Here is a 21,557-nt window from a genome sequence, read left to right as displayed (position 1 = left end):
ATTCATAAAACATTGAATTGGATCTATGTGACTAACAGCAATAACTTTTATAACTGGCTTATATCGCTATCTGATAGAAATGATCCTGTTGGTGACTTGGCATTAGACGTAAAGCGAGATGATCGCGCTCCCAAAGGTGAAGCAAGTCATGATGAGTGGATGGCTTACCTGATTCGTATGCATGCGAGTAGAGAAGCCATTCTGAGTTTTGATCAGGCTTGGTCGGAGTTTTCTACGTTCTAGGCCCAATTACTGCAAGGGAATTGAATCATGGAATCTGCAATTATTGGCTTACTAGGTGTCATCATCGGGGCATTGATAACTGTATTCAAAGACTATTATTTCCAAAAAAAGAAAGACGAAAAAGATGCTAAGTATTTAGCTACATTGGTTTCGTTTGAACTTGAGCGATATGCTTCTGCGTGTGCAGATGTAGTCGGTGATGATGGACTATGTGAGGGGCAGCCTGATGCAAATGGATTTAACAGTGTTCAAGTGCCCGTCCCGAAATTCGAGCCGTTATTAATCAAAGGTGAGTGGACAGCATTGCCTCAAGACATTATGTATGAAGTATTGGACTTGCCTCATAAAGCTGAAGCGGCCAATGACAAGATACGCAGCGTCTGTGAATTTGATGTTCCACCAGACTTTAGCGACTGCTTTGAAGAGCGGCAATTTCAATATGCCAACTTGGGAATCAACGCATTGATGTTAGCTGATAAGCTGAAAACTCATGCTGGCTTTCCGAAGAGAGCAGATGTCAGATGGACTCCAATGCAATACTTGGTTGAACAATTATCAGCAATTGAAAAAGCTCGCTTTGAAGCTGCACAGCGCGTGCGCGTGATACCTACTCCTTCAGCACCAGTGCCGTTAGAAACTCAATCCAAATCGTGATTATCTAATGCAGGTTATAAGATGAGTTGGACAAGATCAGTCGATGAGAAATTAAAAAACGATCTCGAAATTTCTGCTCAAGCGGTCTATGACCATGGCTGCGAGCTGATTAAAGATGCCCGCCTGTTTTTTGAATCTCACCGTTACTCAAGTGCATTGGCACTAGCCATACTCGCTGAAGAAGAATTGTCTAAAGCTTTTGTATTAAAACAGAGCGCAGAGAATCTGCGATGGGACTCAACCGTTTACAACTCGCTACGTGATCACGCTTCCAAACAAGGTCTTGCACAAGCTGTAGTTAACTATATTGAATGGGAGAAAGCCAGAGCACGGGCGTTGGGAGGCTTTAAGTCAGCATATCCCGATGCAAATAAAGTGAGAGATATAGTAGCTGCGGAAAAGGCGCAGCTGAGACAGAAGGTGAAAGATCGTTGTAAACAAGATGCCTTGTACGTTTCCATTACGAAAGATGGAAAAATCCAAAGTCTTCCTAAAAAGTTTACAAGGGAGGATGCTGAAAAGAGCCTGTTAGATACTGAGAAATTTCAGGACAATGTGGCCCTATTGCTTGGTGACAAGGATGCACTAGAGCGATTTTTTAGACTTTAAAGTGGCGCTTTGTCTTCAGATAGTTTGGAGAACCCTTCTGATCTAAAGATAATATCTAAACCTTCCGCTAATGCAACTGGATCATTTTCTTGAAGAGTTTCTTTTAAAAAATGCACCACATCCTCAGCACTATTGATATATTCCGCCGGGTCAAATAACTTCAAAGCTGACACATTTAAAGTCTTGTCTTGGCTGGTAGGGTCTAATGGTTTGTAATCGCACAGGCTTTCATCAGCTAATGTCGTTATCCTTAATAAACGATTCCATTTGCAACAGGCCTATCGGTGAAAACAGCGCGTAAAACTGGTCCCACGTATTAACTGCTAATTGTTTAACAACGTATTTTTCACCTTGCTCGTATTTACGGCATGCTTCTAAAACGCTCTCTTTAGCCTCTTCAGGTGTTAAGCCCACACTGATTAAAATTTCGAATTCCATTTACACCTCATTTCTTCATGGCATGTCTTTCCCGATAGGTTTTCCAAAGTCTATATGCTCATGCTTATTTTCATCAGTGACATCAGACATTAACTCTTGCAATGAGTATTCATTACTAACTTGTGCATTATTTTGGGTATTTCTATTGATGAATCCCGATATCACTCCCACGTTTATACCGTTGGGAAGTTGCCGAGCGATATTGCACCAGTGCTCGGAAGTAGATATTTCTTCTGCTTCTTTGGGGTACGCAATTTCAAGATGATCCCTTAACAGTGCAAGTGAATGTTGAATCAATGCCTCTAAAGAGGGTGCGCCGACGATTGTCATTAGCGAAGTTGCTGTTTCCAAACTAACTGAATATTCAGAGTCTGCTTCGAATTGAAAAGTAAGTTCGTTTTCGCTATCTTCCATTACCTAACTCCTTCAGGGCAAATATCTCCCTCTTAAGGGATATAAGATCAATGAGCTTGTGGGTATTACACCTGTCTCACCCGCCAAATTGCGCAGTAATAGCTGAATCAATTCCTCTAGTGAATTGGACTCCATGATCTCTACGAGTTTGTATGCTGTCTCTGGACTAACAGATACTAGAGTATCTGCCTCTAGTCGCACCGATGTTTCTTGAATTTGATTGTGACTCACTTGCTTACCCCATTCCTGGATTGAGTAAGGAAGAAAAGTTTAGCAGTGTTTTCTCAACAATTCACGGAACCAAAATGTGGCCGTGGGTCGGAACCATAACTTGGCCGTGAGTCGGAACGACTAAAGGGTGTTTAGGGAGTGGAAGCATAAAGTGGCCGTAACGGCCAAGTTATGCTTCTAGTGACATAATGGAATGAGCCGTTTCAATATTTGGTGCGCCCGGCGAGATTCGAACTCACGACCCTTGGCTTCGGAAACCAATACTCTATCCAGCTGAGCTACGGGCGCAATCCTGCCATTATAGCAAATAAGTCGCTTTGCCTTGAGGGTGGGTAGCAATTTTGTGCGTTGGCTACGCGGCATAGCGCGCCGTTGCAATAATGTTGTCATAGTGGGTGACTATGCTTGGCGCTAAACGTTATAACTGTTTAAGGGTATTGCATGATGAAAGCCATGATTTTGGCCGCGGGTAAGGGTACGCGTGTGCGGCCGCTGACTTATGAATTGCCAAAGCCGATGATTCCGGTGCTGGGGAAGCCGGTGATGGCTTATTTGATTGAGCATCTGGCGTTGCATGGGGTGGCTGATGTGATGATCAATGTGAGTTATCTGCATCAGAAAATTCAGGATTATTTTGAGGATGGCCATCGCTTTGGGGTGAATATTGGCTATTCGTTTGAGGGCGATATTGTTGATGGCAACATCGTGCCGCATGCGGTGGGGTCTGCGGGTGGCATGCGCAAAATCCAGGATTTTAGCGGCTTTTTTGATGAGACGACTATCGTGTTGTGTGGGGATGCGATTATTGACCTCGACATTACTCGTGCGGTGAAAGAGCACAAAGAAAAAGGCGCGCTGGCGAGTTTGGTGACGATGCAGGTGCCGATGGATAAGGTGTCGGGCTATGGCATTGTGGTCACAAATAGCGAGGGCCGCATCATTTCGTTTCAAGAGAAGCCAACGCAGCTAGAGGCACGCTCTAATTGGGCGAGTACGGGTATTTATATTTTTGAACCCGAGGTGCTGGATCTGATTCCATCAGGCAGTGAGTTTGATATTGGCTCAGATTTGTTTCCTTTGCTGGTGCAGCGCGGCTTGCCGTTTTACGCGATTCAACATCCGTTTAACTGGATCGATATTGGTGTGGTGAGCGATTATTGGTTGGTGATGCAGCAGATGATGCAGGGCTTTTTTCCGTCGATGCCGATTCCGGGCAAGCAGGTGAGGCCGGGGGTGTGGGTGGGGCTCAATGTGCATATTGATTGGGAGCACACGCAGATTGAGGGGCCGGTATATATTGGCTCCGGTTCGCACATTGATAAAAATACCCGTATTGTCGGCCCTACCTGGATTAACAACGGTTGCCATTTGCAGCGAGATACCACGGTGATTCGCTCGATTTTGTTTGATTACACGCGTATTGCCCAAGGCTATGCGATTGAGGATCGTATCGTTTGTGGTGAATATTGTGTTGACCGCAATGGTCGCATGATGCACATGGACGACGATAACTGCGACATTATTTGGACTGACGCCCGCGAAAAAGTCGTCTATCCACAGAATTACGCTTACGCCCGACTTTAAATTGCACTGGTAGTCCGTTGCCATGTTTCTGCCACGGAACTGTCAAGGCTTTGTCATGTGACGTAACTATGCTCTTTTTAGTTTTGAGGAGAGGGTACACACATGAAAAAAATGACTTTAGTAATGGGCTTATTGTTCGCCAGCATGAGCATGGCAGAGGCCGCAACAACCTATCAAATTAGCAAAGAATGGACATTTAGCCACAGCGGTAGCGGTTATTTGTCAGAAATCCCCGCGTTTGACGCACTCACAAATACCTTGTGGGTGGCTGGCGTCAAAGGCGTGGATGTGTTGAATGCAACGAATGGTAATTTGCTGCAACGTATTGATACGAGTGCTTATGGCAATATCAACAGTGTGAGCATTCATAATGGGTTGGCTGCGTTTGCGATTGAAAACACCACGCGCTCCAATGCCGGCATTGTGCAGCTTTACGATACCACTAGCAGAAGTTTGGCCGCAGGGACCAACAGCTTTAACGTAGGCGCGTTGCCAGATATGCTCACATTTACACCGGATGGCACCAAAATTTTGGTAGCAAATGAAGGCACGCCTGACACTTATGGTAGCCGCATCGGCAGCAGTGTGCCGCGTGTTTATGGCGCTCCAGCAAACGATCCTGCAGGTAGCGTCACAATTATCGATGTTGCTAGCCGTAGTGTTTCAGCCACGGCGACATTGGCGGGCGTGCCTACCAGTGGTAGCCATATCCGTACCAATACCGGCATGGATTTTGAGCCAGAATATATTGCCGTGAGTGCGGATGGCAGCAAGGCATATGTCACCTTGCAAGAGGCCAACGCGATTGGCGTTCTCGATTTAAAAACCCAATCGTTCACTAAAGTGGTGGGCTTGGGTGTTAAAGACTTTAGCGCACCGGGCAACAGTATTGACCCGCTCAATAACAATAGCGTGAGTTTTATTAGCCCGAATGTGAAAGGCTTGTACATGCCTGACGGCATTGCTACCTATGACGTGGCTGGCGTTACGTATCTGGTCACAGCAAACGAAGGTGATTTCCGTGAGGATGACGGTGACCGTTCAGCAGCCAGCGGCCTGGGCGGTAGCGGCGCGTTAGCCAATATCCGTGTCTCCAATACGGATTCATCTGTTGGTGATTTGTATGCCGCAGGGGCACGCTCCTTTAGCATCCGCGATGCCGATGGTAACTTGGTTTACGACAGTGGCGATATTCTCGACAAAGAGGCGTTCGCGCGTGGCATTTACGATGATGCCCGTAGCCGTGACAAAGGCGTGGAGCCAGAAGGCGTAGATTTGTTTACGCTGGGTGGCCGCACCATTGCTGCGGTAGGACTCGAGAGAACGCTCAAGGGCGCGATCGCGCTGTTTGATATCACCGATCCAACCAAGGTCAGTTTTATTGACATGATCGTCTCAGAGGGCGATTTGGCCCCAGAAGGTTTGGTCGCGTTTGAAAAGGATGGCGCGGTTTTCTTGGCCTTTGCGAATGAGGCTTCTAACACGACCTCTTTGTTCAGAGTCAGTGCTGTGCCTGAGCCAGGTTCTGCTGCCATGCTGGGCTTAGGCTTGGTTGGTATCGCTGCAATGCGCCGTCGTCAGCAATAAACCCGCATTGTTATATTTGGCCAAGCATGGCAACCTGCTTGGCCATTTGTTTTTTTTGGTTGCGCGAAAACGTTGTCTGCGTTTCCTGTCCTGTCGTTCTGCGTTATAATCGCGTGAATATTTTTACTAACGCAACGGGATACGGATATGTCTGGTTACAAAGAAGGTTCAAGCATTAAAGAGTTAATTATTGCGATTCCAGGTGCCATTGTCGGTTTTACTTTGCTTGTGTCGCTACTGGCCTACCTTTTTGGTGTATTTGGCAGCGAGAAAGCAGCGCCTTCTAAAGAGGAAACAGATGCCGTCGAGCAAAAAGTGGCAGCCTATATTAAACCAGTGGCATCCGTAGAAGTGGCCGAAGCCGCCGGTGCGCATGTTGAAAAAAGTGGTGAAGAGATTGTTAAAGGCGTGTGTATTGCCTGTCATGGCGTAGGTGCTTTAGGTGCGCCAAAAATCGGCGTTGCTAGCGATTGGTCGCCACGTATTGCGCAAGGCTACGAAACGTTGGTCAAGCATGCCATTGAGGGTATCCGTAGCATGCCGGCCCGCGGCGGGAATGCTGAGTTGAGTGACCACGAAGTGGCCGATGCAGTAGCCTACATGGCAAATCAGGCTGGCGCCAAATTTGATGCTGCCAGTTTGAAAAAGTAACATTGGGATATGCAAAAAGCCGCTTGATTCAAGCGGCTTTTTTATTGGTGAACTGATTTTTCTGGCAAAGTTGATTCCATGGCGAGATACGCAATTGGTGATATCCAGGGCTGCTATCACTCCCTGATGCATTTACTTGAGCGGTTGGATTTCCAACCCGGGCAGGACACCCTGTGGCTGGTGGGCGATCTGATTAACCGCGGAACGGGTTCGTTGGCGGTGTTGCGTTGGTTGTATGCGCACCAAGATCAGGTGCGCATTGTGCTCGGCAACCATGATCTGCATGCAATTGCGGTGGCACATTCTATTCGACCCCCGCATCGTTTTGACACCTTGGCAGCGCTTTTTGCGGCGGAGGATAGCCGTCAGTTGCTTGACTGGTTGCGCCAGCAACCGCTGATGCTGCTTGAAAACGATTTTGCCATGCTGCATGCCGGGCTTTATCCGCAGTGGACGCTGGCCCAGGCAAGACAGCTGGCGGCGGAAGTTGAAACCGTGCTGCAATCGCCTGATTATGTTGAATTTTTACAGCAGATGTATGGCAACCACCCCGTCGGCTGGGACGACGACTTGCGCGGGGTGGATCGTCTGCGGGCCATTACCAATGCCTTGACACGTATGCGCTTGCTGGATGACAGCGGTGCCATGGAATTTGCTTTCAAGGGAGAGGTTGCGGATATTCCCGTCGGCTATTACCCTTGGTTTAAGCACCCAGCACGCCAATCTGCGCATGACCCGCAAACTATTTTGTTTGGACATTGGTCGGCACTTGGTTTGTATCAGGGCCAAGGGGTGGTTGGGCTGGATACCGGCTGCTTATGGGGGCGCCAATTAACCGCTTATTGCCTTGAGACCGGTGATTTCACCCAAGTGCCTTTAGATGCACGTGACCGGCCATCCGGCACCGTGGGTGAATAACCCTTGATTTCGCTGGGCTTGGTCGTTGCAGCCGCGTTTTTGGCTGGTCTGGTAGACGCCATGGTCGGCGGTGGCGGCCTACTGACGGTGCCTGCTTTATTCAGTGCTTATCCAGCGGCGCCGCCAGTCCTTCTTTTAGGGACTAATAAATGTGGCAGTGTCGCAGGGACTGGCGTGGCCGCTTGGCGTTATAGCCGGCGCATCCGGCTAGACTGGGCTTGGTTGGCGCCCGCGACGCTGATCGCATTTGCCAGTGCCGGATTGGGTGCCTGGACGCTCACTTGGTTGGATCCCGCCTTTTTACGCAAAGGCTTGCCTTGGGTCTTGATGATGGTATTGCTCTATACCCTCAAATACCCGCAATTCGGCTTGCAGTCCTCGCTGAACCCCCATCCATCCCGCTTGCGTTTATGGCGAGCGCTCGCGATCGGCGCAGTGGTGGGTTGGTATGATGGTTTTTTCGGTCCCGGCACCGGAAGTTTTTTTATTTTTTTGCTGGTTCGGTGGTTGGGGCAAGACTTTCTGCAGGCCTCAGCGTCAGCCAAAGTGCTGAATGTGACCACCAATCTAGCCGCATTGCTAACGTTGGCTGCGGCTGGGCAGGTGTGGTGGCAGGTCGGCCTCGCCATGGCTTTGGCCAATATTGCTGGTAGCGTGGTGGGGACCATGCTCGCATTCAAGCATGGTGCGGCGCTGATACGTCGGGTGTTTATCGTGGTAGTGATTGTATTGATTGTTAAAACGGGGTTAGATGGCTATGCAGGCACCACATCCTTCTGAGGGCACAGCAACGGTGGCCGTCACGCCACCCGCACTAGTGACGCGCATGCAGGCCTTCAGGTATTGGCTGAAACTCGGATTGATCAGTTTTGGCGGCCCTGCAGGCCAGATCGCCATCATGCATCATGATCTGGTGGAGCAGAAACGCTGGATTTCAGAAAAGCGTTTTTTACATGCGCTGAATTATTGTATGGTGCTGCCGGGGCCGGAGGCGCAGCAACTCGCTACCTATATTGGATGGCTCATGCATCGCACCTGGGGTGGCATCATGGCTGGGGTGCTGTTTGTATTGCCCTCTTTTTTCATGTTGGTATTACTCGGTTGGATCTATATGGCCTATGGCCATGTGCCTACGGTAGCCGGTGCTTTATACGGCATTAAACCCGCCGTGGTGGCGATTGTATTATTCGCTGCCTATCGGATTGGCTCACGTGCGCTTAAAAATCGCATCATGTGGCTTATTTCAGCCTTAGCCTTTATTGCCATTTTTTTGTTCAAATCACCCTTCCCCTTGATTGTGCTGGCGGCTGCCTGCTTAGGCTTTATCGGCGGGCAGTTGGCACCGCACTGGTTTAGTTTGGGTGGGCACGGGGCGAGCAGTCTACACTATGGCCCCGCGCTGATTGATGACGACACGCCAACGCCCGATCACGCCTATTTTAGATGGCCGCGCATGTTGCGAATCGTGCTCGTTGGTCTGGCATTGGGCGCAATCGTGATGGCGGGCTTGGTCTGGCAGTTTGGCTGGCAGGGCGTGTTGAGTCAAATGGGCTGGTTTTTTACCAAGGCGGCTTTGCTAACCTTTGGCGGCGCCTACGCGGTGCTCCCTTATGTTTATCAAGGCGCGGTAGATCACTACCACTGGCTCAATCCAGCACAAATGATGGATGGACTTGCATTAGGTGAAACGACACCGGGCCCCTTGATTATGGTGGTGACTTTTGTCGGATTCGTCGGCGGCTGGCTGCAACACGCATCGATTATGTCGTCACCTTTTGTCGCCGGTGTATTGGCCGCCATGGTGGTCACTTTTTTTACGTTTTTGCCTAGTTTTGTGTTTATTTTTGCCGGTGCGCCTTTGATAGAAACTACGCGTGGCAATGTCCGCTTGACCGCGCCATTAAGCGCGATCACCGCTGCGGTGGTGGGGGTGATTTTAAATTTAGCGCTGTTTTTTGCTTATCACGTATTTTTGCAAAGCCAGTGGTTCCCCGGCGTGGACTGGCTATCGATGGCCCTGGCACTTGCGGCCTGGTTGGCGCTGGCAAGATTCAAGTGCAACGTCATTGCCTTGATTGCTGTGTATGCGGTGATTGGGATGGCGATACAGTATTTACGCTAACCATATAAGGCTGCGGTGATCTCTGCGTGCGCCTGTTGCGCCAGCTGTTGACGTGTTAGCCCCTCAGCTGCAATCGGCGCACAAAAATGGAGATGCACCGTCGGTTGCCGCATATGCAGATAAGTATTCATCGAGTCGAGCAACTGCGTATCGCCCGCATAGGCCGCGGCAAGATTGGCTTCTCCATCCGGCAAGGGGTAGTGGATCGCGACTGGCACCACCATGGTCTTGGCTTCAATCGCGGCTTGAATCAGGCTGGTTTTAAAAGGCAGCACACTCAGGCCCTCGGTGGTGGTGCCTTCTGGAAACACGCATAAGTGGTCATGCTGTTTGAGCGCCTGGCTGCAAATTTGAATGACCCGTGCTGCATCGCGGTTGCGGCCCCGATGAATGAAGATTGTGCCGGATTTTCTCACCAGGTAGCCAAACACCGGCCAATCTTTGATCTCCATTTTAGCCACAAAGCGCAGTGGTAGCAGGCTGTTGAGGGCATGAATGTCAGACCATGAAATATGGTTGGCAACAAATAGCAGGCCTTGGTGATGCAGCGCTGGCAACTGACCGCTGGTGGTGACGCGCAGATTAAAGCAGCGAAGCAAGCGGGTACACCACCATTGGATGAGCCGACGGCGCATGGTGCGATTGCAGATGGGTAACACCAGGGCGGCAAGCGCCACCCCGGTGAAGGTATGCATAACGATGCTGGCGATACGCCACCAGCGGATGAAAATAGGTGTGGACTGCAAGTTATTTCAAGAAATGCGCGGCATATCTGGGATTCATTCTGGACAGGGGTAACAATACCAGCATATCTGCCGTATTAAAAGCAGGATCCCAAGCTGGTTCGCCACAAATATAGGCGCCGAGTCGCAAATAGCCTTTAATGAGCGGCGGGCAAGTCACCGATAGTGATTGATCCAGCGCATCTATCGGTAAAGGATGATGTGGAAACACGCGGTATTCAGCAGGGGATAAGTAGGCATCGCGCAAGTTGTTAAATAAGGAGGCTGCCGTGTGGCCGCCATCGTGCATGCTGATGCTGGCGCAACCGATCATATATTCATATTGACGCGCCATCATATATTTGGCCAAGCCCGCCCATAACAAGGTAATGGTGCCGCCATTGCGATAGTCTGCATGCACGCAGGCGCGGCCGACTTCCACCGTACGGTCAGCCAAAGGGGCGAGGCGACTTAAGTCGAATTCGCCAGCGGAGTAATATCCCCCCGCTAACATTGCCTGCATCGGATTTAAAATACGGTAAGTGCCAACCACTTGTTGGGTGGCGTCGTCGCGCACCAAGAGATGATCACAAAAAGCATCAAAGCCATCGACGTCTAAGCCATGATGGCCTTTAATTTGCGCGCCCATTTCTTCGGCAAATACTTGATAACGTAGTCGTTGCGCCTCCCTGACTTCCTCCGCATTGGTCGCGAGTGCGACGCTCAAACTGCTGGCCGGCTTGCGTTCTGGATTGGCTAGCGATGGCCGTTCAGGCGTGTATATGCCTTGTTCTGGTAGAGCGTGTTCTAACATCAGCAACTCCTTGATTGAAGGTTAGCGAGATATTAGGAGGGGACCGTGAACGATTGGTGACGGTAGTGTGACAGTTACGTGACGCTGATGGCGGGGGCGAGCGGACAAAATAAAAGAGCAGCCATCGGCTGCTCTCGCATGACAATTTTTGCTTAATGCGAGACGCGCGAGGTGCCACCGCTTTCGACGATACGCACGCGTTCACCAGCAGCGAATTGCTCATCGGCTTCTTGCACAATCGCTACCAAACCACCGCCGTCTAATTTAACGGTGATTTCGTAGGCGTTTTTACGGGTCGCGACTTCTTCCGCCGCTGAACCGGCAAGCCCACCTGCGACGGCGCCGATCACAGCTGCAATCGCACTGCCTCTGCCGCCACCCACTGTGCTACCCGCAATGCCGCCAATGGCACCGCCAGCAATGGTGCCGACCGGGGATTTAGTGCCTTCGAGTTTTACCGAACGCACACTCTCAACCACGCCCGTTTTCACGGTTTGCGCTTTGCGTGCTTCGTCGCGCGAATAAACGCCGCCAGAGTTAGAGCTGGCACATGCGCCCAACAGTGCTGTGATCACGGCTACAGCCAGCCATTGCAATACACGTGTTTTCATTCTTATCTCCTTATTTTAGTTAAGCCTATTTAGTTGGCAGGCTGTCGCAGTGCCGGATCCTCTTTCAGTGCATCCTGAACCAAGGCATGACTGTAAATATTTTCAATCTCTGCACGGCTTGGTTGATGATTTTGCCCGCCGCGACTCGCAATTTTGATAGCGCCCATGGTAGAGGCCAAGCGGCCGCATGCACGCCAATCCCAGCCGCGAACAATGCCATACAGCAAGCCAGCACGGTAGGCATCACCACAACCGGTTGGGTCAACCAGTGCTTCTGCTTTAACGCATGGAATTTCATGACGTTGACCGTCGGCATAAATGTGCGAGCCTTCGCCACCCAAGGTGACAATCAGCGCTTTCACTTTTGACGCCAGTTGCGCCAAGCTTAACCCTGTCTTATCTTGGATGACCTGTGACTCGTAATCGTTCACCGCGAGGTAGTCGGCCATTTCAATAAAATGCAGCAGCTCTTCGCCATTAAACATCGGCAAGCCTTGTCCCGGGTCAAACATAAACGGGATGCCCGCTTCGTGACACTCTTTGGCATGCTGGAACATCGCATCACGGCCATCTGGCGCAATAATCGCCAATGCAATGCCTTGCGCGTCATTCACACTGTTGGCATGTGCATATTGCATGGCGCCGGGGTGAAACGCAGTAATTTGGTTGTCATCCATATCCGTGGTGATAAACGCTTGCGCGGTATAAGTGCCGTCCACTGCCTTGATATGCGTTGCATCAATATTGTGCTGGTCTAGCCAGGCGCGATAAGGCGCAAAGTCGTCGCCAACCGTTGCCATGATCTGAGGCTGACCTTCGAGCAGTTGCAGGTTGTAGCCGATATTGCCCGCAGTGCCGCCAAATTCACGCCGCATTTCAGGCACTAAAAACGCCACACTTAGCTTGTGAATTTTGTCTGCCAGAATATGGTTTTTAAACTGGTCTGGAAACACCATGATGGTGTCGTAGGCGAGTGAGCCGCAAATAAGAATTTTCATGAATCAGGGTTGTCTATTAGTAAAGTAAAGCTATTATTGCCGCCAGCCACGCGGCTGGCAAGTGCAACCTGTTGCAAAGCGCTTAGGATTGCTTGATTGCAATATCAATCAGCGTTTTTGCTGCTTTTTTGGCGGATTTGATGGCGCCAGAGCCACGTTTGATCTGCTCGGCCTGCACGGCGCCTTCGAACAAGATAGAGAGCTGTAATGCCAAGCCCTCGGCGTCTTTGATGTTGGCCTCTTGTGCCAATTTAGAGATAAACAGCCGAAACTCGCGAGATTGCTGAGAGGATAGCTGATGAATACGATTTTCTTCGTTGGGAAACTCGGCCGACGCTTTGATGAATGCAATACCGGTGAAAGACGGAGAGGTCACCCACTCTTCGATAAATTCGAACAGTTTCTGTATTTTCTCGTTTGGGCTGCCGCCTAATCCGCCCAGCCTTTCATTCATCCAGTTCTGAAAGTCTTGATGACTTTGTTGCAATACCGCCAAGATCAGTTCTTCTTTGGTTTCAAAGTACTTATAGAGCGTCATTTTGGTGGTGCCAGCGACCGCCACAATAGTATCCACGCCCGTGGAGTTAATGCCACGGGTCTGAAACAGGTCAGTGGAAACCTGAAGAATCTTTTGTTTTAAAGCATTCATAACTTAATTATAGCATCCTATACAAACTTGTATAGTCATCCGGTTTTATCAAAGGATTAAATCCTATTGCTTTAATTTTGATTATCGTGTTAAATATACTATACCGTATAGTATAGTTTTATGGTTAATTAATCACACAAGGAGAAAGTCATGCGTCAAATTCAATCATTGGTGTTAGCAGCATTGATCGCAGCAGCAGGCAGTGCGTTTGCAGCCGAGCCACTTTTCGTGGTCAAGTCAGTTGAGCTGAATCAGCCTGCTGACGTGGTATGGAAAAAAGTGTCGGATTTTGGTGATCTGGGCGCTTGGCATCCAGCCGTAGCAAAAACTGAAATCGTCGCCGGTAAAAACAATCATGCTGGTGCTAAGCGTGTGCTGACATTGCAAGACGGCGGAAAGATTAACGAAACCCTGACCGCATTCAATGCAAAAGCCAAGAGCTACTCTTACAAAATCACCGATGGCGTGCTGCCAGTGAACGAATACGCCTCAACCGTGAGCGTTCATAGCAATGGCGATGGTAAATCAGTGGTCGTTTGGGAAAGTCACTTTTTGCCAAAATCACCGGCAGATGACAAAGCTGCATCAGATACCATCAAAGGTGTTTACGATGGCGGTTTGAATCAATTGAAAACATTGTTTCAATAAAGTGTTGTTTTGATTTGATAAAAAAGGTCGCCACGGGAGTGGCGGCCTTTTTTAATGGCTGTTATTTAGAGTTTGCCATTAGCTTCGGCGTGTAGTTGCATTTCACTTGATCTAACAGCTGATTGACTAATATTTGCTCGTCACGGTTGGTCGTGACATGGCCGTTAATGACGTTTTCGACATACACGCTTTTTAATCGCTCCGGCAGTTGAATCGCCTCAATTAAGCGGCAATCACCGTGTTTCATGGTTTCAAGGCGACTGTAAATGGCTGCGGTCTCGGTCGGGCTTGCCTCTTGCGACAACGGGTGCGGTGGCGGTGGCGGGGCCTCGCTAACTTGGGTTGCCGTGGGGGTGACTTGCATGTGCCAATAATAACCCCCAATCGCGCCGCTAAATAATGCGGCCAAGACTACGCTGTAGTTGCGAATGGCTAACCAGTTGATTTCGCGTTTTGTTTGTTCATCAATCAACGCTTGCGCGGCTTGTTTGGCATGTTGCAACGCGCTGGAATGCGGGTGTTGCAGTTTTTCTTGGCAGGCACTCAGCGCCATAAAATAGAGCTGATTTGCTAACATATCGGGCAGTCTTGCCCCGGCCAGTTGCGCCTGCGTCGTGAGATAGGTTTGCAATCGATTGGGCGGCGTGCTCACTGCGCTCGTATGCAATGGATGCTGCGCGAAGGGACTGGACAACAAATCATCCAGCACATTAAACAGCCCCAACAGTTTGTGTGAGGCCTGCTTGCCGGACTTGTCCAGCATGCGTATCAGCCAGTCTGATTGCAACAGGGTATGTAACATGCTGTACTAAAAAGGTTTGACCGTCACCAGAATGACCACGACGGTTAAAATCAGCACGGGGACCTCGTTAAACCAGCGAAACCAGACATGACTGCGACGGTTTTGTTGTGCGCGGAATTGCTTTAACAAGCGGCCGCAATAATGGTGGTAGCCGATTAGTGCGATCACCAGCGCTAGTTTTGCATGCAACCAGCCGCCGCCAATCCCGTAGACAAGCCAAAGCCACAGGCCAAACGCCAGTGCCAACCACATGAGCGGTTGCATAAATCGGTTGAGTTTGTGCGCCATTAACAGCAATCTGGCTTGGGCTTGCGGGTCGGTTTCCATGGCTAGGTTGACATAAATGCGAGGCAAATAAAACAAGCCGGCAAACCAACTGGTGACAAAAATAATGTGTAAGGCTTTAATCCAAAGCATTTAGCTGGCTTTCTGGTCGAGCAGTTGACGGAGCGCGGTGAAATTGAGTTCACCGATGGTTTTTTGCAGGCGATTGCCCTGCGCGTCAAAAATAAAAGTGGTGGGTGTCAGGTTGACCTCACCGAAGGCTTTGACCATTTCCCCATAGCCGTCATGCATGACCTTAAAAGGCAATGCTTTCTCTTGGGTGTAGTTAGCTACTTGCGCGGGCGGGTCGTATGGCATGGCCACTGCAATCACCACTAGGTTTTTATCTTTGTATTGCTGGTAGGTGTTGATCAGATCCGGCATCTCTTTGATGCAGCCGGGGCAATCTGTTGCCCAGAAATTGACCAAGACGGTCTTGCCACGCAAAGATTGCATACTGATTTTTTCGCCAGTCAGCGTGGTAAACGTGACATCGGGCGCTTGTGGCTTTTGCATGACAGCAATCGCTAAACCAGCAAATAATGCCAATGCAACCACCGGCACAACCCATTTTTTTAACTTAGATTTAAATGTAGACATCTGAAAACCTGATTAGACAAAAACCCTAGCCGGAGTACCGTGTTTGTGCAGAATACGGCATGGTATAATTAGCTTTTGTTTTTGATAAATTATCAATGAACGCACCTGTCAACGCAGATTTGTTAAAGCGTAATTCTACTCCTCTCACGCGGTTACGCGAAATCCCGTACAACTACACCTCTTTTTCTGACCGTGAAATCGTGATTCGGTTTCTGGGCGAAGAAGTCTGGGACATCTTGAATATCCTGCGCGCAGAGCGCAAGACTGGCCGCAGCGCACGCATGCTGTTTGAGGTATTGGGTGATTTGTGGGTGGTCTCGCGCAACCCTTACCTGCAGGACGATCTGCTAGAAAATCCTAAGCGCCGCAAAGCCTTGATCGAGGCGCTGTATCACCGCATCGCTGCGATTAACGAGCGTAGTGGTGGCAACGATAAAGTGCAAAAGCTGGTGGCCGCGGCGACCAAAGCCATTGAAAAGTTTGCGGATGATTTTAAGCAGACTGCCGAGTTGCGTAAAAAAGCGCTGGCTAAACTGACCAAATTTACCCGTAAGGATAATGTTCAGTTTGATGGTCTGGCGAGAGTGTCCCATGTGACAGACGCCACAGACTGGCGTGTGGAGTATCCATTCGTCGTCGTGAACCCAGATACAGAGGCCGAAATCTCTTATTTGGTACGCGCTTGTATCGAATTGGGATTAACCATTATTCCGCGTGGCGGTGGCACGGGGTATACCGGCGGTGCCGTTCCTTTGACGCCGCTATCAGCCGTCATCAATACCGAAAAGCTAGACCAGCACAGTGGTGTGCAGATGCGTACTTTACCTGGCGTGTCGCGCCAAGTCGCAACGATTGAGTGTGGCGCCGGTGTGGTAACACGTCGTGCCATGGAAGCGGCGACTGAGGCAGGGCTGGAATTCGCTTGCGATCCGACCTCTGCTGATGCTTGCTGTATTGGCGGTAACGTCGCCATGAACGCCGGTGGTAAAAAAGCCGTGTTGTGGGGCACTGCGCTGGATAACCTCGCCTCGTGGCGGATGGTGACGCCAGATGCCACTTGGTTGGAGGTGGAACGCCTCGACCATAATCTGGGCAAGATCCACGATATTGAACTGGCGCGTTTTAAGATCAGCCGCTACGACATTGATCATAAAAATCTGTTGTCCGAGCCAGAAATTCTTGAGATTCCGGGGCCGAGTTTTCGTAAAGTAGGCTTGGGTAAAGACGTGACAGATAAATTTTTGTCTGGTCTGCCTGGCATTCAAAAAGAAGGTTGCGATGGTTTAATTACCTCTGCTACTTTTATTTTGCACCGCATGCCTAAGCACGTGCGCACCATTGCGCTTGAATTTTTTGGCAACGTGTCCAACGCCGTGCCTGCAATTGTAGAAATCAAAGACCATCTCGATGCGACCGCCAAGCACACGCCGGCAGTGATCATGGCAGGCTTGGAGCACATGGATGAGCGCTACATTAAAGCGGTCGGCTATGCGACCAAGGCTGCGCGTCAGCAGCGCCCAAAAATGGTGTTGTTGTGCGATATTGCCTCTGACGATGAGAACGCGGTAGGCGAAGTGGCTTCAGCGGTCGTTCGTATGTGTAACGCCCGCGATGGTGAGGGCTTTATCGCCGTTTCTGCAGAAGCGCGTAAAAAATTCTGGTTAGATCGTTCACGTACTGCCGCCATTGCCCGCCACACCAATGCCTTCAAAATCAATGAGGATGTGGTGATTCCATTGCCACGCCTCGGTGAATACTCTGATGGCATCGAGCGCATCAATATTGAGTTGTCGATTCAAAACAAATTACGTTTAGTCGATGTACTTGAAACGTTTATGCAGGGCGATTTGCCCTTGCAGCCGGATGAAGACGGCAATGCCGATCCAGAAGCAGTGAAGTCTAAACAAAATATCGCTTTGCAATTGTTGCGCGACTTGCGCGCAAAATGGCGCATGATTTTGAACACACTGGACGAGCCTGTCAGTGTGCTCGGTGAGTTTGGTAAGCCTTATGCGCAGTATGAGAATGTGTTCCGTGCCGTGCAATCTTACGATTTGCGCGTGTCATGGAAGCGTGAACTCAAGCGGCCGATGGCGGATATTTTTGTCGGTCGTGAGTTTCAGAAGATTCTCGACAAATTAGACGAGATCCAAAAGACGGTATTGAAGAGCCGCGTGTTTATTGCGTTGCATATGCACGCTGGTGATGGCAACGTCCACACCAACATCCCGGTGAATTCCGACGATTATGGCATGATGCAAGACGCGCATGCTGCGGTCGAACGTGTGATGCATTTGGCGCGTAGTCTCAATGGCGTGATTTCTGGTGAGCACGGTATTGGTATCACCAAAATGGCATTCTTGGACCAAGCCACGATCGATACCTTTGCCACCTATAAAAATAAAGTCGACCCGAACGGTCACTTTAACAAAGGTAAGCTGATGATGGGCTCCGGCCTTGAGAACGCTTACACGCCAAGCTTTGGGTTGTTGGAGCAAGAATCCATCATCATGGAGCAATCTGCAATCGGTGAGATTGCCGATGATATTTCTGACTGCTTACGTTGTGGTAAGTGTAAGCCGGTGTGCTCTACCCATGTGCCACGCGCAAACTTGCTTTACTCTCCGCGCAACAAAATTTTGGGGACCTCATTGCTGATTGAGGCCTTCTTGTACGAAGAGCAAACGCGGCGTGGCATTTCACTCAAGCATTTTGACGAGTTTAACGATGTTGCTGACCATTGTACGGTTTGCCACCGTTGTGAAAAACCCTGCCCGGTTAATATCGACTTTGGTGATGTGTCGGTCAAAATGCGCAATTTCCTGCGCGAACAGGGCAAGAAGAAATTCAATCCCGGCACGGCAGCAGGCATGTTGTATCTGAATGCTAAAGATCCAGCCACCATCAAGTTTTTGCGCGCCACCATGATCGGCTTCGGTTACAAAGCGATTAATTTTGCCAACAGTCTGGCAAAGAAATTTGGATTGCTGAAAGACAAAAAGGCACCGCCAGCCACGGTTGGTAAGGCTGAGATCAAGGCGCAGGTGATTCATTTCATCAACCGCCCGATGCCGAAGAAAATGCAATCCAAAACTTCGCGTGCGATGCTGGGGGTGGAAGACGACACCATGATTCCGGTAATTCGTAATCCACAAAAAGTAACCGAGGACTCTGAAGCGGTATTCTACTTTCCGGGTTGTGGCTCTGAGCGCTTGTTCTCGAATGTAGGCTTGGCCACGCAAGCGATGTTGTATGAAGTCGGCGCCATTACCGTGTTGCCACCAGGCTACCTATGCTGTGGTTATCCGCAAACAGCGTCTGGCAATCACGACAAAGGCCAAGAAATTACCGCGGATAACCGGGTGTTGTTCCATCGCGTTGCAAACACGCTGAATTATTTGGATATCAAAACAGTGATTGTTTCTTGCGGTACCTGCATGGATCAATTGCAAAAGTACGAGTTTGAGAAAATATTCCCAGGCTGCCGTCTGCTCGATATTCACGAATATCTGATGGAAAAAGACATGCGGCTACAAGGGGTCACTGGCACGCGTTATATGTACCATGATCCTTGCCATTCGCCGATGAAGACTTACAAACCATTAGAAGTCACCAACAAGCTGATGGGATCTGACGTTGCGTTAAATGACCGTTGTTGTGGTGAGTCTGGTACGTTCGCCGCTGCGCGTCCTGATATTGCCACGCAGGTGAAATTCCGCAAGCAAGAAGAGCTTGAAAAAGGCATGGAGAAAATGGGCTTGACCGTGGGCGCACCAGAGCAATCGGTGAAGATCCTGACCTCTTGCCCAAGCTGCCTGCAAGGATTGTCACGTTATGGGGACGACACCGGAATTGAAGCCGATTATATTGTGGTAGAAATGGCGAAGCATATTCTGGGTGAAAACTGGATGCAAGATTACATTCAGAAAGCCAATAACGGCGGGATTGAAAAAGTACTGCTGTAAAACATACAAACCCCGCGAGAGCGGGGTTTGTGTTGGTACGCGACGCTCTGGTTTATTTTTGGCGAGCTTTGAGCGTGACATAAACGCCCGCCCAAGTCATCACCAAAAAAATAATCGCAATGACGATAAAACTCATCAAACCATAATCCGTAGAAAACAAATCAATCAAAATTTTCATCAGGGTTCCTCCTGTAAGTGCGTCATTTAATAAGTATTGAATGTGAGGATAATTTTGAACCCGATTTGTGAGGTGGTTTTTGATGTAACGCAAAAGTGATGCACGCAATCATCGCTTAAATCAAGCCAAGCGCGCACGATGTAAGACTGTTAGGAAATAACGCATGAATATTTACCCACTACTGAAGCCTTTGCTGTTTCAACTCGAAGCAGAACATGCGCACGATGTGACGTTGCAGTCACTCAAGCGCGCCGAACAATGGGGCTTACTGCAATTGCTCGGCAGCCGTTTGCCAGATCAACCCACTCAAGTCATGGGCCTGACGTTTCCTAACCCAGTGGGATTGGCAGCGGGCTTAGATAAGAACGCTGCGGTGATTGATGGCATGGCAGCACTCGGCTTTGGTTTTATTGAGGTGGGGACCGTCACGCCGCGTGCACAACCTGGCAACCCTAAACCGCGCTTATTTCGTGTGCCAGAGGCAGAGGGCATTATTAATCGCTTTGGCTTTAATAACTTGGGGCTGGATCAATTGATCCAAAACGTGAAAGCGGCCAAGTTCAAAGGCATTCTAGGCATTAATATTGGTAAAAACTTTGATACGCCGAATGAACGGGCTGCCGAGGATTATCTGATTTGCATGCGTAAAGCGTATAGCCACGCCAGTTATATCACGGTCAATATCTCTTCACCGAATACCAAAAACCTGCGCGCCCTGCAAGAAAAAGACGCGCTGGGCCAGTTGTTGGCAACCCTTAAAGCGGAGCAAAAAATCTTGTCGCAGGTGCATGGTAAATATGTGCCGGTGGCATTGAAAATTGCCCCCGATTTGACCACCGAACAAGTGCAGGAAATCGCCGAGTTGCTGATGCAGCATGGCATGGATGGCGTGATTGCCACCAATACCACGCTGGCGCGTGATGCGGTAGCGGGTCTGCCCCATGCTGAGGAAGCGGGTGGGCTATCTGGCGCGCCGGTCAAAGCCGGGTCAACCCGTGTCATTCAAACGCTGGCGGCTTCGCTCCAGGGCAGCTTACCGATTATCGGTGTCGGCGGTATTTTAAATGGCGAGGATGCCAAAGAGAAAATGGCGGCAGGCGCCAGCTTGGTGCAACTGTACAGCGGGCTGATATATAAAGGCCCGCAGCTCATTACGGACTGTCGCAAAGCGCTAATGTAATGGCGCTGCCTATTTTATATTCCTATCGTCGCTGTCCGTATGCCATGCGTGCCCGCATGGCCTTATGGGCAGCGCAGATATCGGTCGAAGTGCGCGAAGTCTCCTTGCGTGATAAGCCAGCCCATTTATTACAGATTTCGCCGAAAGGCACGGTGCCGGTTTTGCAACTGCCAGACGGTAAGGTGTTGGAGCAAAGCCTAGATATTATGCAATGGGCCCTTGCGCAGAGCGATGCTCAAGGCTGGCTGAATGCGGACCCGCAGGCCGTGAATCATCTGATTCACAGCAACGATGGCGCATTTAAAAAGGCGCTCGACCGCTACAAATATCCAGAGCGTTACCCCGAGCATTCGCAACAGTTTTACCGTGAACAGGGGGAGCAGTTTTTACAAACGTTAGAAACCGCTTTGCAGCAACATGCCTATCTGTTGGGGGGATCTGCCAGTTTGGTCGATGTTGCGATTTTTCCGTTTATCAGGCAATTTGCCGCGGTGGATGCCGATTGGTTTGCAACTGGCCCCTATCCGCAACTCAGCGCATGGTTAGCGGGCTGGTTAGAAAGTCCGTTGTTCGTCGAGGTGATGCAGAAGTTTCCTGCCTTCAAGGCCTAAGCCC

The 21,557-nt window shown here is 49.9% G+C and carries 25 protein-coding genes and 1 tRNA gene; 13 read left to right on the top strand and 13 right to left on the bottom strand.

Annotated features, from left to right (window positions below; genetic code table 11):
• The first annotated feature begins 27 nt into the window (after window positions 1-27).
• Genes FIT99_RS09695 through FIT99_RS09685 form a run of 3 tightly spaced genes read left to right on the top strand, consistent with a single transcriptional unit; the run spans window position 28 to window position 1,506 of the window.
• A complete protein-coding gene (locus FIT99_RS09695) occupies window positions 28-243 on the top strand; it encodes a YozE family protein (RefSeq protein ID WP_189524731.1) in 216 nt (71 codons plus the stop codon).
• Between the two features lie 27 nt (window positions 244-270).
• On the top strand, window positions 271-897 hold the full coding sequence (locus tag FIT99_RS09690) for a hypothetical protein (RefSeq protein WP_140004095.1): 627 nt from the start codon (window positions 271-273) through the stop codon (window positions 895-897).
• A 21-nt stretch (window positions 898-918) separates the two neighbouring features.
• A complete protein-coding gene (locus FIT99_RS09685) occupies window positions 919-1,506 on the top strand; it encodes an AbiV family abortive infection protein (RefSeq protein WP_140004094.1) in 588 nt (195 codons plus the stop codon).
• Here the strand turns inward: FIT99_RS09685 and FIT99_RS12380 are convergent.
• From FIT99_RS12380 to FIT99_RS09670, 4 genes are all read right to left on the bottom strand, one after another.
• Entirely contained in the window at window positions 1,503-1,670 is a 168-nt protein-coding gene (locus tag FIT99_RS12380) for a helix-turn-helix domain-containing protein (RefSeq protein ID WP_189524730.1), read from the bottom strand. The two genes, FIT99_RS09685 and FIT99_RS12380, sit on opposite strands and share 4 nt — an antisense overlap.
• Before the next feature lie 67 nt (window positions 1,671-1,737).
• A complete protein-coding gene (locus FIT99_RS09680; RefSeq protein ID WP_140004093.1) occupies window positions 1,738-1,944 on the bottom strand; it encodes a hypothetical protein in 207 nt (68 codons plus the stop codon).
• A 15-nt stretch (window positions 1,945-1,959) separates the two neighbouring features.
• Window positions 1,960-2,358, bottom strand: a complete 399-nt coding sequence (locus FIT99_RS09675) for an AbrB/MazE/SpoVT family DNA-binding domain-containing protein (RefSeq protein ID WP_140004092.1) — start codon at window positions 2,356-2,358, stop codon at window positions 1,960-1,962.
• A gap of 442 nt (window positions 2,359-2,800) precedes the next feature.
• Window positions 2,801-2,877: transfer RNA gene (locus FIT99_RS09670), tRNA-Arg, on the bottom strand.
• 156 nt (window positions 2,878-3,033) lie between these two features.
• Between FIT99_RS09670 and FIT99_RS09665 the strand changes: the two genes are divergently transcribed.
• The 6 genes from FIT99_RS09665 to chrA all read left to right on the top strand — a co-directional run bounded on the left by FIT99_RS09665 (window position 3,034) and on the right by chrA (window position 9,451).
• Entirely contained in the window at window positions 3,034-4,173 is a 1,140-nt protein-coding gene (locus FIT99_RS09665; protein WP_140004727.1) for a sugar phosphate nucleotidyltransferase, read from the top strand.
• Between the two features lie 102 nt (window positions 4,174-4,275).
• The gene (locus FIT99_RS09660; RefSeq protein WP_140004091.1) at window positions 4,276-5,760 is read left to right on the top strand and encodes a choice-of-anchor I family protein; all 1,485 of its coding nucleotides are present in this window, start codon (window positions 4,276-4,278) and stop codon (window positions 5,758-5,760) included.
• A 147-nt stretch (window positions 5,761-5,907) separates the two neighbouring features.
• On the top strand, window positions 5,908-6,411 hold the full coding sequence (locus FIT99_RS09655; protein WP_140004090.1) for a c-type cytochrome: 504 nt from the start codon (window positions 5,908-5,910) through the stop codon (window positions 6,409-6,411).
• 78 nt (window positions 6,412-6,489) lie between these two features.
• The gene (locus FIT99_RS09650; RefSeq protein ID WP_140004089.1) at window positions 6,490-7,329 is read left to right on the top strand and encodes a symmetrical bis(5'-nucleosyl)-tetraphosphatase; all 840 of its coding nucleotides are present in this window, start codon (window positions 6,490-6,492) and stop codon (window positions 7,327-7,329) included.
• A gap of 3 nt (window positions 7,330-7,332) precedes the next feature.
• Window positions 7,333-8,109 (top strand): sulfite exporter TauE/SafE family protein, encoded by a 777-nt coding sequence (locus FIT99_RS09645; protein WP_317616153.1) that lies wholly within the window; start codon window positions 7,333-7,335, stop codon window positions 8,107-8,109.
• Window positions 8,087-9,451 carry a chromate efflux transporter gene (chrA, locus tag FIT99_RS09640; protein WP_140004725.1) on the top strand — a complete coding sequence of 455 codons (1,365 nt, stop codon included), beginning with the start codon at window positions 8,087-8,089 and terminating at the stop codon, window positions 9,449-9,451. The genes FIT99_RS09645 and chrA overlap by 23 nt, the downstream gene beginning before the upstream one ends.
• Here the strand turns inward: chrA and FIT99_RS09635 are convergent.
• The 5 genes from FIT99_RS09635 to FIT99_RS09615 form a co-directional block, all read right to left on the bottom strand.
• On the bottom strand, window positions 9,448-10,197 hold the full coding sequence (locus FIT99_RS09635) for a lysophospholipid acyltransferase family protein (protein ID WP_223261174.1): 750 nt from the start codon (window positions 10,195-10,197) through the stop codon (window positions 9,448-9,450). The two genes, chrA and FIT99_RS09635, sit on opposite strands and share 4 nt — an antisense overlap.
• A gap of 1 nt (window position 10,198) precedes the next feature.
• Window positions 10,199-10,987: a GNAT family N-acetyltransferase gene (locus FIT99_RS09630; RefSeq protein WP_140004088.1), complete on the bottom strand. Its 789-nt coding sequence runs from the start codon at window positions 10,985-10,987 to the stop codon at window positions 10,199-10,201.
• Between the two features lie 152 nt (window positions 10,988-11,139).
• Complete coding sequence (locus tag FIT99_RS09625) at window positions 11,140-11,598, bottom strand: outer membrane lipoprotein (protein ID WP_140004087.1); 459 nt, start codon at window positions 11,596-11,598, stop codon at window positions 11,140-11,142.
• A 29-nt stretch (window positions 11,599-11,627) separates the two neighbouring features.
• A complete protein-coding gene (locus tag FIT99_RS09620; RefSeq protein WP_140004086.1) occupies window positions 11,628-12,596 on the bottom strand; it encodes a carbohydrate kinase family protein in 969 nt (322 codons plus the stop codon).
• Window positions 12,597-12,678: 82 nt separating this feature from the next.
• On the bottom strand, window positions 12,679-13,245 hold the full coding sequence (locus tag FIT99_RS09615; RefSeq protein WP_140004085.1) for a TetR/AcrR family transcriptional regulator: 567 nt from the start codon (window positions 13,243-13,245) through the stop codon (window positions 12,679-12,681).
• A gap of 150 nt (window positions 13,246-13,395) precedes the next feature.
• Here FIT99_RS09615 and FIT99_RS09610 point away from each other — a divergent pair, with 150 nt between their 5' ends.
• Window positions 13,396-13,893 (top strand): SRPBCC family protein, encoded by a 498-nt coding sequence (locus FIT99_RS09610; protein ID WP_140004084.1) that lies wholly within the window; start codon window positions 13,396-13,398, stop codon window positions 13,891-13,893.
• 61 nt (window positions 13,894-13,954) lie between these two features.
• On the opposite strand, the gene FIT99_RS09605 is transcribed toward FIT99_RS09610, so the two are convergent.
• The 3 genes from FIT99_RS09605 to FIT99_RS09595 are packed head-to-tail and all read right to left on the bottom strand — an operon-like array spanning window position 13,955 to window position 15,619.
• Window positions 13,955-14,695 carry a hypothetical protein gene (locus FIT99_RS09605; RefSeq protein WP_140004083.1) on the bottom strand — a complete coding sequence of 247 codons (741 nt, stop codon included), beginning with the start codon at window positions 14,693-14,695 and terminating at the stop codon, window positions 13,955-13,957.
• Window positions 14,696-14,701: 6 nt separating this feature from the next.
• The gene (locus FIT99_RS09600) at window positions 14,702-15,112 is read right to left on the bottom strand and encodes a CopD family protein (protein WP_140004082.1); all 411 of its coding nucleotides are present in this window, start codon (window positions 15,110-15,112) and stop codon (window positions 14,702-14,704) included.
• Window positions 15,113-15,619 (bottom strand): TlpA disulfide reductase family protein, encoded by a 507-nt coding sequence (locus FIT99_RS09595; RefSeq protein WP_140004081.1) that lies wholly within the window; start codon window positions 15,617-15,619, stop codon window positions 15,113-15,115.
• A 95-nt stretch (window positions 15,620-15,714) separates the two neighbouring features.
• On the opposite strand from FIT99_RS09595, the gene FIT99_RS09590 reads away from it, so the two are divergent.
• Window positions 15,715-19,584: a DUF3683 domain-containing protein gene (locus tag FIT99_RS09590; RefSeq protein ID WP_140004080.1), complete on the top strand. Its 3,870-nt coding sequence runs from the start codon at window positions 15,715-15,717 to the stop codon at window positions 19,582-19,584.
• A 52-nt stretch (window positions 19,585-19,636) separates the two neighbouring features.
• On the opposite strand, the gene FIT99_RS09585 is transcribed toward FIT99_RS09590, so the two are convergent.
• Window positions 19,637-19,762 (bottom strand): DUF3149 domain-containing protein, encoded by a 126-nt coding sequence (locus tag FIT99_RS09585; protein WP_140004079.1) that lies wholly within the window; start codon window positions 19,760-19,762, stop codon window positions 19,637-19,639.
• Between the two features lie 163 nt (window positions 19,763-19,925).
• On the opposite strand from FIT99_RS09585, the gene FIT99_RS09580 reads away from it, so the two are divergent.
• Both FIT99_RS09580 and FIT99_RS09575 read left to right on the top strand, forming a co-directional pair.
• Window positions 19,926-20,942 carry a quinone-dependent dihydroorotate dehydrogenase gene (locus FIT99_RS09580; RefSeq protein ID WP_140004078.1) on the top strand — a complete coding sequence of 339 codons (1,017 nt, stop codon included), beginning with the start codon at window positions 19,926-19,928 and terminating at the stop codon, window positions 20,940-20,942.
• The gene (locus FIT99_RS09575; protein WP_140004077.1) at window positions 20,942-21,553 is read left to right on the top strand and encodes a glutathione S-transferase; all 612 of its coding nucleotides are present in this window, start codon (window positions 20,942-20,944) and stop codon (window positions 21,551-21,553) included. The genes FIT99_RS09580 and FIT99_RS09575 overlap by 1 nt, the downstream gene beginning before the upstream one ends.
• Window positions 21,554-21,557: the final 4 nt, after the last annotated feature.

The sequence above is a fragment of the Methylophilus medardicus genome (assembly GCF_006363955.1).
Taxonomy (GTDB): Bacteria; Pseudomonadota; Gammaproteobacteria; order Burkholderiales; family Methylophilaceae; genus Methylophilus; species Methylophilus medardensis.
The sequence above is the reverse complement of the archived record's forward strand: the minus strand, read 5'-3'. Positions and strand labels throughout refer to the sequence as shown.

Excerpts from the sequence above, each read along its gene's own strand:
- FIT99_RS09590 (WP_140004080.1), top strand. The coding sequence starts at position 15,715 with ATGAACGCACCTGTCAACGCAGATTTGTTAAAGCGTAATTCTACTCCT.
- FIT99_RS09660 (WP_140004091.1), top strand. The coding sequence starts at position 4,276 with ATGAAAAAAATGACTTTAGTAATGGGCTTATTGTTCGCCAGCATGAGC.
- FIT99_RS09630 (WP_140004088.1), bottom strand. The coding sequence starts at position 10,987 with ATGTTAGAACACGCTCTACCAGAACAAGGCATATACACGCCTGAACGG.
- FIT99_RS09625 (WP_140004087.1), bottom strand. The coding sequence starts at position 11,598 with ATGAAAACACGTGTATTGCAATGGCTGGCTGTAGCCGTGATCACAGCA.
- FIT99_RS09690 (WP_140004095.1), top strand. The coding sequence starts at position 271 with ATGGAATCTGCAATTATTGGCTTACTAGGTGTCATCATCGGGGCATTG.
- FIT99_RS09680 (WP_140004093.1), bottom strand. The coding sequence starts at position 1,944 with ATGGAATTCGAAATTTTAATCAGTGTGGGCTTAACACCTGAAGAGGCT.
- FIT99_RS09675 (WP_140004092.1), bottom strand. The coding sequence starts at position 2,358 with ATGGAAGATAGCGAAAACGAACTTACTTTTCAATTCGAAGCAGACTCT.
- FIT99_RS09685 (WP_140004094.1), top strand. The coding sequence starts at position 919 with ATGAGTTGGACAAGATCAGTCGATGAGAAATTAAAAAACGATCTCGAA.
- FIT99_RS09615 (WP_140004085.1), bottom strand. The coding sequence starts at position 13,245 with ATGAATGCTTTAAAACAAAAGATTCTTCAGGTTTCCACTGACCTGTTT.
- FIT99_RS09620 (WP_140004086.1), bottom strand. The coding sequence starts at position 12,596 with ATGAAAATTCTTATTTGCGGCTCACTCGCCTACGACACCATCATGGTG.
- FIT99_RS09655 (WP_140004090.1), top strand. The coding sequence starts at position 5,908 with ATGTCTGGTTACAAAGAAGGTTCAAGCATTAAAGAGTTAATTATTGCG.
- FIT99_RS09665 (WP_140004727.1), top strand. The coding sequence starts at position 3,034 with ATGAAAGCCATGATTTTGGCCGCGGGTAAGGGTACGCGTGTGCGGCCG.
- FIT99_RS09580 (WP_140004078.1), top strand. The coding sequence starts at position 19,926 with ATGAATATTTACCCACTACTGAAGCCTTTGCTGTTTCAACTCGAAGCA.
- FIT99_RS09585 (WP_140004079.1), bottom strand. The coding sequence starts at position 19,762 with ATGAAAATTTTGATTGATTTGTTTTCTACGGATTATGGTTTGATGAGT.
- FIT99_RS09610 (WP_140004084.1), top strand. The coding sequence starts at position 13,396 with ATGCGTCAAATTCAATCATTGGTGTTAGCAGCATTGATCGCAGCAGCA.
- FIT99_RS09605 (WP_140004083.1), bottom strand. The coding sequence starts at position 14,695 with ATGTTACATACCCTGTTGCAATCAGACTGGCTGATACGCATGCTGGAC.
- FIT99_RS09650 (WP_140004089.1), top strand. The coding sequence starts at position 6,490 with ATGGCGAGATACGCAATTGGTGATATCCAGGGCTGCTATCACTCCCTG.
- chrA (WP_140004725.1), top strand. The coding sequence starts at position 8,087 with ATGCAGGCACCACATCCTTCTGAGGGCACAGCAACGGTGGCCGTCACG.
- FIT99_RS09600 (WP_140004082.1), bottom strand. The coding sequence starts at position 15,112 with ATGCTTTGGATTAAAGCCTTACACATTATTTTTGTCACCAGTTGGTTT.
- FIT99_RS09595 (WP_140004081.1), bottom strand. The coding sequence starts at position 15,619 with ATGTCTACATTTAAATCTAAGTTAAAAAAATGGGTTGTGCCGGTGGTT.
- FIT99_RS09575 (WP_140004077.1), top strand. The coding sequence starts at position 20,942 with ATGGCGCTGCCTATTTTATATTCCTATCGTCGCTGTCCGTATGCCATG.